Source organism: Paenibacillus sp. PCH8 (genome assembly GCF_002968835.1).
GTDB lineage: Bacteria > Bacillota > Bacilli > Paenibacillales > Paenibacillaceae > Paenibacillus.
In genome coordinates, this window is sequence record NZ_PKQK01000001.1 from 2,135,147 (window position 1) to 2,144,149 (window position 9,003).

The following is a 9,003-nucleotide window of genomic DNA, read 5'->3' on the forward strand; positions in this document are numbered from 1 at the left end:
AAGGAGCTGACAAGATGACATCGATTCTGCCTCATGGAGGTACGTTGATACAGCGTATCGTACAAGGAGAAGAACGGGAGCAATTATTGCAAGATAGTAAGAATTTATCCTCTTTACGTATTAATACCTGGACAATTTCAGATTTGGATCTGATTGGTGTAGGAGCGTTCTCGCCACTCCAAGGTTTCTTGAATGAGGAAGATTACCTTTCGGTTGTGTCTCGCATGCGTCTCGCGGATGGAACCGTCTGGAGTATACCGATTACACTTGCTGTTGATGATAAACAAGCGGCATCCCTCCAGATTGGTGAACGTGTGAAACTTGTCGGTGATCATGATGGAGTAACTTATGGATTGCTCGAAGTCCAAAGTATATATCAGGTGAATCAGGGTGACGAAGCCCGACGTGTATTCAAGACCGATGATCCAGAGCATCCGGGTGTTAAAAAGCTGTTGGAGCGTCCTGCAACATACGTAGGAGGTCCAATCCAAGTCCTAAATCGTCCGAAACCCGTGAAATTTGAAGAGTTCTATTATGACCCTGCAGATACCCGAAAGACTTTCCAGGAGAAAGGGTGGAAAACGGTAGTTGGTTTCCAGACACGTAATCCGGTCCATCGTGCTCATGAATATATCCAGAAGACTGCCATGGAGATTGTAGACGCACTTTTCCTGAATCCGCTCGTAGGAGAGACGAAGTCAGATGATGTTCCAGCAGATGTTCGCATGAAGAGTTATCTGGTGTTGCTGGAGAACTATTACCCAACGGATCGTGCGTTTTTAGGTGTGTTTCCCGCAGCCATGCGATATGCCGGCCCACGAGAGGCTATTTTTCATGCAATGGTCCGCAAAAATTACGGTTGTACCCACTTTATCGTCGGGCGAGATCATGCGGGTGTAGGTGATTATTACGGAACATATGAAGCACAGGAGATTTTCTCCAACTTTACAGCAGATGAACTGGGGATCACTCCATTGTTCTTCGAACACAGTTTCTTCTGTACCAAATGTGGAAACATGGCATCCAGCAAAACCTGTCCACATGATAAAGAGCACCACATGACGCTGTCGGGTACCAAGGTACGTGGGTTGCTGCGTGACGGTCAGTGTCCACCGCCTGAGTTTACACGTCCTGAGGTAGCTGAGGTGCTGATTGAAGGGATGGCAGAGCAAGTCCGCTCCTAACGGTATATTTGTCCATCTTGTCCCATATAGATGATTAGAGTCATTTATAGGGGCGAGGTGGTTTTTTTATGCGTAAAAATATGGGGAAACACTTTGTAGTCTGGATCAGGTTAAAGACCATTAAAAGGGTTATGTTAAGCCTCTGCTTGTTGGCCATGTTAGTGGCCGTAGTATCTTATGAAATGCCTTCCGCCAAGACGTCAGGTTATTGGAGTTTGCCGATGGCTGGTAAAGTCATAGCCATTGATGCAGGACACGGAGGACCGGATGGAGGAGCTGTGAGCAGACAAGGGGTAATTGAAAAAGATATCAATCTGGCTATCGCCTTGTATGTGAGGGATTATTTGCAACAGTCAGGAGCTTTGGTGGTTATGACAAGAGAAATAGACACTGATCTGGCTGAATCAGACACCAGGGGGTATTCCAAACGCAAAACTGAAGATCTGAAGCAGAGAGTCCGGCGGATAGAGGATAAGCAAGCAGATCTCTTTATCAGCATTCACATGAACAGTGTTCCTTCAAACCGATGGAGCGGAGCTCAAGTTTTCTATACACCTAATCATCCGGACAACGAAGGGCTGGCCAATCTGCTACAGCAAGAGATGATTCGTAATCTGGAGAATACAGATCGAATCGCCAAAACGGTCAATACAGTCTATCTGCTACAGGCTCTAAAGATCCCGTCAGCGCTTGTAGAAGTAGGTTTCCTTTCTCATCCGGAAGAAGCACGTTTGCTTGCAGACGAAGCCTATCAGCGTAAGGTTGCTGCTTCGATCTATAACGGAATTCTCCGATATTCATCAGGGGAACGTCCTAAAAGTTAGTCAGAATAAGAAAGGTAATGATATAATTGGAACCGCATACCTAATTACATGCCAATAGATAAAGCTGAGGTGCTGTCCGATGTTATCAAAAGAACAGATACTGGAACTATTACAGCCATTACAAGAACCGCAATTGGGAGTAAGTCTGACCGAACTGGGATGGGTTCGTGATGTTATGGTGAAGGAAAATCATGTGGCTCTGAACATGGTGACACTGGAGAATCGATCTGAGGATACAACGGCTTTGAGTGATGCTGCTCGTAATCTGTTGTCCCAACACGGAATAAAGGATGTACATATTCGCCTGCGTGCAGCTTCTGAGCATGATCGTGAGAGTCTGAATATGAGACAACCCGAGGATGAGCCAGATCCGGATGAAGTACTCGTCAAAGGCCACGCAGCAGGTCTGGATGGACATGCGCTGTTAAGTCCTGAATCAGGAGTTCGCTTTATCGCAGTCGCCAGTGGTAAAGGCGGGGTTGGTAAATCAACAGTGACGGTTAATTTGGCTGCAGCCTTGGCACGTCAAGGGAAGAAAGTGGGATTGATTGACGCTGATATCTATGGCTTCAGTGTACCCGATATGATGGGAATTGAAGAATATCCAGTCGTGGAGGATGGAGTTATTCAACCGGTTGAGCGTTTCGGTGTCAAAGTCATGTCGATGGGCTTCTTTATTCGGGAGAACAACCCGGTGATCTGGCGTGGCCCCATGCTCGGTCGGATGCTACGTCAATTCTTCACTGATGTTCAGTGGGGCGAACTGGATTATATGTTGCTGGATTTGCCACCAGGAACGGGAGATGTAGCTTTGGATGTGCATCAGATGTTACCGCATAGCAAGGAGATCATCGTTACCACACCGCATGCAACAGCAGCTTTTGTCGCAGCACGTGCAGGTGCAATGGCCATTCAGACCGATCATGAGTTACTTGGTGTGGTGGAGAATATGGCTTACTACGAGTGTGGCAGTTGTGGAGAGAAGGATTATGTCTTTGGTCGTGGAGGCGGAGGAAGACTTGCAGAAAGTCTGCATACGGGCTTGCTTGCTCAGATACCATTAGGTACTCCGGATAATCATCCTTCCGAACCTGATTTCTCACCCTCGGTCTACAAAGCAGATTCCCGGATCGGGGCGATCTATGATGAAGTTGCTCGCTCCATTGAATCCAAATTCTAATTGTTTGCGTAGTTAAATACTAATAAAGCCTGCGTCCATACGGATGCAGGCTTATCAGTTTCTGTGATGTATCATCACCTATTGTTACGAACCGCCACTTCCGCCAGAGCCACCACTGCCTCCATCTCCGCCGTCGCTACCTCCCTGCCCCTGGCCATCTTGTCCGCCCTGCTGTTGCCCACCACTCTCTACTTTTGGTTGTAGCTCGTCCTGCACAACTTTCTTGAGCAAAGTGAGTACTTCCATGCGGAACAACGGATTTTGCATGACTTCCTGCATAACAGTCATCGTCTGTTTGCGATAATCGGGGGTCTTGGTCATATCCATAAACATCTTGGATACCTCAGGTGATTTCATGATATCCCCAATGGACTTTTGATATGTGGGATCTTTAATCAACTGCATGTGGAGCTGCTTGCTTTGTGAGTTGATTACTTTGGCGAATTCGCCAGCAAACTGAGGATCTGTCATGATTTTCTCAAATTCCTTCTTGTATTCAGGAGCTGTGATGGTATCTTTTACTGCAATACGTATTTGTTCCGAAGATTGCATAGGCATTAACATTTTCATCCCAATAGTTCCCGAACCACCACCTGATCCGCCACCTTCCGAACCACCGCCCTCCCCGCTGGAGGAACTTTGACCTGTAAGAGCTTCCTCCACTGCTTTTTTGCCTTCATCACTTTTCAAAATATCTACGACCATCGTTTTCATCTCTTTATAACTGCCCTGAGGAGGCGAAGAACTCTGATCTGAACCGCAGCCGGCAAGCATGACGGATAGTCCCAGTACGACACAGCATTGCTGCCACAAAGGCCGTTTCATGTGTACAATCCCTCCTTGATTAGATACTGGATGTAGTATGTGATGGGAAAGGGGGAAATATGTTGAGCAATGATGGTTTTTTGCTGTGAAGGTTGGTAAAATAAACACTCGGGGTGGAAAACATTTGAATTTACGTAAATGGTTTTTCCTATTTTGGACAGCCTTGCTTATTGGGGCCGCTGGAGCATTAGGTACTGGATTAATTATGATGCTGGTAAACGGAGAGAAAACAAATGGGTTGAATGATTTTCTTTTGTACCTTCTGATCTTGTTTGGATCAGGCGTTATGATCAGCGTTTATTCACAAATGGGTTTCTTTGCATATCTGATATTGAATTATATGGGCAAAGGTGTATTCCCAAAACGTGGATGGCAGATTGTACAGATTATCCTGACGGTGTTAGCCCTGCTTGACGTGATGTTTTTGCGTTTGTTTGTAGGAGGAGGCCGGGAGCGATTATCGGATATCGTGCTAGGTATCATTATTTTGTTGGCTGCAATTGTTACCGCTTACGTTAAAGTGAAACTGACTCATATTTCGGCACTCGTACCTACACTCTTTTTTATGATTGCCGTCACCGTAGTGGAGACGATAGGCGTATTGCGCATCGATGTGAATTCTGCAACCATATTTATTGTGGTTCCCTTGCTGTTATGTAATGCATACCAAATGCTGATATTGCACAGGTTGGTGGATGTATCGACAAAGTCTAGCGTAAGTGGAAAAGCAGAACAGTTAAAAGAAAGCCGGGCGTAGATTGCGTTTGCCAAAAACATACCAAAAAGAGCTAACCTGGTTAGCTCTTTTCAACTTTTTAAGCTTGTGTTGAAGCTGTCGTCCCAAGCAAATCTACCAATTATTGAGCGCTGGCGTGGTCACGAACTTCCTTGCCCTCGACACTGGAATGGTTGAGCAGCTCGGAGACGGTTACGAACTCATATCCCTGATTCTTCAGTTTGTCGACAATGGCAGGGAGTGCTTCATGGGTTTGTTTGGAGGAATCACTTGCATGTAGCAACACGATATCACCCGGATGAGCTTTGCTTACTACGCGATCCACAATGGTCTGTACACCAGGGTTCTTCCAATCCAGGGAGTCAGTGTCCCATTGAACAACCTGATAGTTCAGACTATTGGCTACCTGAAGTACACGCTTGTCAAAGTCCCCGTTAGGCAGACGCAGCAATTTCGGTTCTTTTCCCGTTAAATCGGTTAAAATGCTGTGAGCAGTCGAAATTTCCTTGCGAATTTCTTCTTCGGTCAGGCTGCTGTAGTTCTCATGTCTGTGTCCATGACTGCCAATTTCATACCCTGCATCTTTGATTGCTGTTACAATCTCGGGATGTGTCTTGCTCCATGGGGAGGAGAGGAAAAAGGTAGCTTTCTGCACTTTATTCTCCTGAAGAACTTTTAGAATAGGTTCTGTCCTTTTATCTCCCCAACTAATGTCAAAGGTAAGTGCAATCACTTTCTTCTCGGTTGGAACGCTGTAGATGGCTGACGGTGCATCCTCCGAGAATACGGAAACATTGCCGCTCTCCAGATAGATGATACCGATCGCAAAGACGGCAGCAACCAGCACAATCAGGTAACGTTTGATCTTTTTGCCGCTAAATACATAGAACGAGTTCATTTTCGATAAGCGCCCCTCTCCCATAAGAAATGCTTGTTTACTCTCCAATGTATGCTCGTACTGCCCAGTTATTCGTAACTGTCATTTGTTTGTCCAACATTTAGATTCTACAGGAGGTCATTATGTTAAAATTCAGTACATTTCTCAGAGATCTTGGTTCCATCCGCAGTGCTTTAATCTGGTCTGTAGTCTTATTTACCATGGGGATTGGTGCGGGTTGGGTGAGCACAGGACCATTAGAGGAACTCTTATTAAATCAAATCGGGGGATTACGCGAGGTTAGTGAACGGCTGGAGCAGGGGGGCAATGTGCAATGGAACTTCTTCATGTTTATCTTTTTCAATAATGCGATCAAAAGTGTACTTGTCATCTATGCCGGTATATTCTTTGGAATTCTGCCTGTCATTTTCCTGCTGATCAATGGTATGGTCCTTGGATTTGTCGTTCACACCACGATGAATTATGGGGCGAGTTTCTATGATATTGTGATTAAAGGTCTGCTTCCACATGGCATTATTGAAATTCCGGTCATTATTATTGCTTGCGCATTTGGACTCAAGTTTGGTGGTCTGGTGATCAAAAGTCTTCTACAACTTGGAAGTGACAAACGGGATATGATTGGTACCCATTGGAGGAAATTCATGAATAGGACGTTAACAGCATCTTTCTGGGTAGTTGTCTTGCTTCTTGTTGCAGCAATCATCGAAAGCACACTTACGTATACTCTGGTCAGAGGATAAAATTTTGTGTTGGTTCACATTCATAAATTTTCAGAAAGTTGACCATAACAATAAAACGGGTTTCCACAACATCCACCAAAAGGGAGATCACGGGGGTGGTGCATGAAACTTGTGTAGGTGTGATAAAGAGGCTATGCACAAAAAGGAGAACTCTAATGCTGGGTATGTTGTTTAACGAGAAGGAATGTAAGGAACTGGACTATGTGCTGCGTAAAGAGTTAGATGAGATGTTGTTCGATCTAAGTGATAATCGTCTCGACCAAGAGATCAAATACGCTATCGCGAGCCGATACAAGACCGTGTTCCGTATGTATGCACGTTTTGCTCCGCCTAAAGAGTTGTCCAAGTATGCAAGAGGTGGGAAGCTGAAAAAGTCCAAGCCATAATGCGGACGCTGGTCCTATATTCGCAGTACAGAAGTGGAAGCGAGGTGCGGCTCTCAAAAGATGATGCTGTACCTCTGAACCATGATTATATCGAAATTGGTAGTGAACCATACTTTTTGTCGAAAAAGGGTTGACCTTTCTAATTTCATATGGTAAATTAACTTTCGTTCCTTTTTTAGGAACAGTTCACCGAAACAAGCATCATAATAAGGCGATTGAAAGCAATCGAAAAATAATGCTTGCAAAGAGAACTTGGACATGATATATTATAAAAGTCGCCGCTGAAACGACGACAACAAGAATGACAGCAACAAATTGAATGTTTGATCTTTGAAAACTGAACAACGAGTGAGTAAACATTCTGCTTGCAGAATGAACGCGAAAGTTTGAGACAAGCCTTGGCTTGGATCGACTGGAGCACAAATGAGATTTTTAATCTCGTCAGATTCAAAATGAGCATATCGCTCTTTTCAAATACTTGAGATGATTTTTATAGCGTCTAACCACGCTACTGAAATTCATCTTTTAATTGGAGAGTTTGATCCTGGCTCAGGACGAACGCTGGCGGCATGCCTAATACATGCAAGTCGAGCGGACTTGAAGAGAAGCTTGCTTCTCTGATGGTTAGCGGCGGACGGGTGAGTAACACGTAGGCAACCTGCCCTCAAGTTTGGGACAACTACCGGAAACGGTAGCTAATACCGAATAATTGTTTTCTTCACCTGAAGAGAACTGGAAAGACGGAGCAATCTGTCACTTGGGGATGGGCCTGCGGCGCATTAGCTAGTTGGTGAGGTAACGGCTCACCAAGGCGACGATGCGTAGCCGACCTGAGAGGGTGATCGGCCACACTGGGACTGAGACACGGCCCAGACTCCTACGGGAGGCAGCAGTAGGGAATCTTCCGCAATGGGCGAAAGCTTGACGGAGCAATGCCGCGTGAGTGATGAAGGTTTTCGGATCGTAAAGCTCTGTTGCCAGGGAAGAACGCTTGGGAGAGTAACTGCTCTCAAGGTGACGGTACCTGAGAAGAAAGCCCCGGCTAACTACGTGCCAGCAGCCGCGGTAATACGTAGGGGGCAAGCGTTGTCCGGAATTATTGGGCGTAAAGCGCGCGCAGGCGGTCATTTAAGTCTGGTGTTTAATCCCGGGGCTCAACCCCGGATCGCACTGGAAACTGGGTGACTTGAGTGCAGAAGAGGAGAGTGGAATTCCACGTGTAGCGGTGAAATGCGTAGATATGTGGAGGAACACCAGTGGCGAAGGCGACTCTCTGGGCTGTAACTGACGCTGAGGCGCGAAAGCGTGGGGAGCAAACAGGATTAGATACCCTGGTAGTCCACGCCGTAAACGATGAGTGCTAGGTGTTAGGGGTTTCGATACCCTTGGTGCCGAAGTTAACACATTAAGCACTCCGCCTGGGGAGTACGGTCGCAAGACTGAAACTCAAAGGAATTGACGGGGACCCGCACAAGCAGTGGAGTATGTGGTTTAATTCGAAGCAACGCGAAGAACCTTACCAGGTCTTGACATCCCTCTGATCGATGCAGAGATGTATCTTTCCTTCGGGACAGAGGAGACAGGTGGTGCATGGTTGTCGTCAGCTCGTGTCGTGAGATGTTGGGTTAAGTCCCGCAACGAGCGCAACCCTTATATTTAGTTGCCAGCACATCATGGTGGGCACTCTAGATAGACTGCCGGTGACAAACCGGAGGAAGGTGGGGATGACGTCAAATCATCATGCCCCTTATGACCTGGGCTACACACGTACTACAATGGCCAGTACAACGGGCTGCGAAATCGCGAGATGGAGCTAATCCCAACAAAGCTGGTCTCAGTTCGGATTGCAGGCTGCAACTCGCCTGCATGAAGTCGGAATTGCTAGTAATCGCGGATCAGCATGCCGCGGTGAATACGTTCCCGGGTCTTGTACACACCGCCCGTCACACCACGAGAGTTTATAACACCCGAAGTCGGTGGGGTAACCGCAAGGAGCCAGCCGCCGAAGGTGGGATAGATGATTGGGGTGAAGTCGTAACAAGGTAGCCGTATCGGAAGGTGCGGCTGGATCACCTCCTTTCTATGGAGAATCGTTTCCTGTAACGGAAACATTCAAATAAGCAGGTTCTTTAGAACCTGCACAGCGATTCATTTCGGTCCGTCACTTCGGTGTGGATGAAATGGAAAGCACAAGCAACTCACTCGTTGCTCAGTTTTGAGAGCTCAAACT

8 protein-coding genes and 1 rRNA gene are annotated in these 9,003 nt (G+C 46.5%); 7 read left to right on the forward strand and 2 right to left on the reverse strand.

From position 1 onward, the window contains the following. Positions 1-14 precede the first annotated feature (14 nt). From sat to C0Q44_RS09275, 3 genes are all read left to right on the forward strand, one after another. Positions 15-1,184: a sulfate adenylyltransferase gene (gene sat / locus C0Q44_RS09265; protein ID WP_105406985.1), complete on the forward strand. Its 1,170-nt coding sequence runs from the start codon at positions 15-17 to the stop codon at positions 1,182-1,184. A gap of 68 nt (positions 1,185-1,252) precedes the next feature. Beyond that, positions 1,253-2,008: an N-acetylmuramoyl-L-alanine amidase CwlD gene (gene cwlD, locus C0Q44_RS09270; protein WP_105406986.1), complete on the forward strand. Its 756-nt coding sequence runs from the start codon at positions 1,253-1,255 to the stop codon at positions 2,006-2,008. Positions 2,009-2,087: 79 nt separating this feature from the next. Next, positions 2,088-3,188: an Mrp/NBP35 family ATP-binding protein gene (locus C0Q44_RS09275; protein WP_105406987.1), complete on the forward strand. Its 1,101-nt coding sequence runs from the start codon at positions 2,088-2,090 to the stop codon at positions 3,186-3,188. Positions 3,189-3,272: 84 nt separating this feature from the next. Here the strand turns inward: C0Q44_RS09275 and gerD are convergent, their stop codons facing one another. Next, on the reverse strand, positions 3,273-4,013 hold the full coding sequence (gerD, locus tag C0Q44_RS09280) for a spore germination lipoprotein GerD (RefSeq protein ID WP_105406988.1): 741 nt from the start codon (positions 4,011-4,013) through the stop codon (positions 3,273-3,275). A 124-nt stretch (positions 4,014-4,137) separates the two neighbouring features. On the opposite strand from gerD, the gene C0Q44_RS09285 reads away from it, so the two are divergent. Beyond that, positions 4,138-4,770, forward strand: a complete 633-nt coding sequence (locus C0Q44_RS09285; protein ID WP_105406989.1) for a KinB-signaling pathway activation protein — start codon at positions 4,138-4,140, stop codon at positions 4,768-4,770. Positions 4,771-4,870: 100 nt separating this feature from the next. On the opposite strand, the gene pdaB is transcribed toward C0Q44_RS09285, so the two are convergent. Then, the gene (gene pdaB / locus C0Q44_RS09290) at positions 4,871-5,647 is read right to left on the reverse strand and encodes a polysaccharide deacetylase family sporulation protein PdaB (protein WP_105406990.1); all 777 of its coding nucleotides are present in this window, start codon (positions 5,645-5,647) and stop codon (positions 4,871-4,873) included. A gap of 122 nt (positions 5,648-5,769) precedes the next feature. Here pdaB and C0Q44_RS09295 point away from each other — a divergent pair, with 122 nt between their 5' ends. The 3 genes from C0Q44_RS09295 (at position 5,770) to C0Q44_RS09305 (ending at position 8,853) form a co-directional block, all read left to right on the forward strand. Beyond that, positions 5,770-6,387, forward strand: a complete 618-nt coding sequence (locus tag C0Q44_RS09295; protein ID WP_105406991.1) for a stage II sporulation protein M — start codon at positions 5,770-5,772, stop codon at positions 6,385-6,387. A 155-nt stretch (positions 6,388-6,542) separates the two neighbouring features. Beyond that, the gene (locus C0Q44_RS09300) at positions 6,543-6,773 is read left to right on the forward strand and encodes a hypothetical protein (protein WP_017692114.1); all 231 of its coding nucleotides are present in this window, start codon (positions 6,543-6,545) and stop codon (positions 6,771-6,773) included. A gap of 526 nt (positions 6,774-7,299) precedes the next feature. Continuing rightward, positions 7,300-8,853, forward strand: a 16S ribosomal RNA gene (locus C0Q44_RS09305). Positions 8,854-9,003 lie beyond the last annotated feature (150 nt).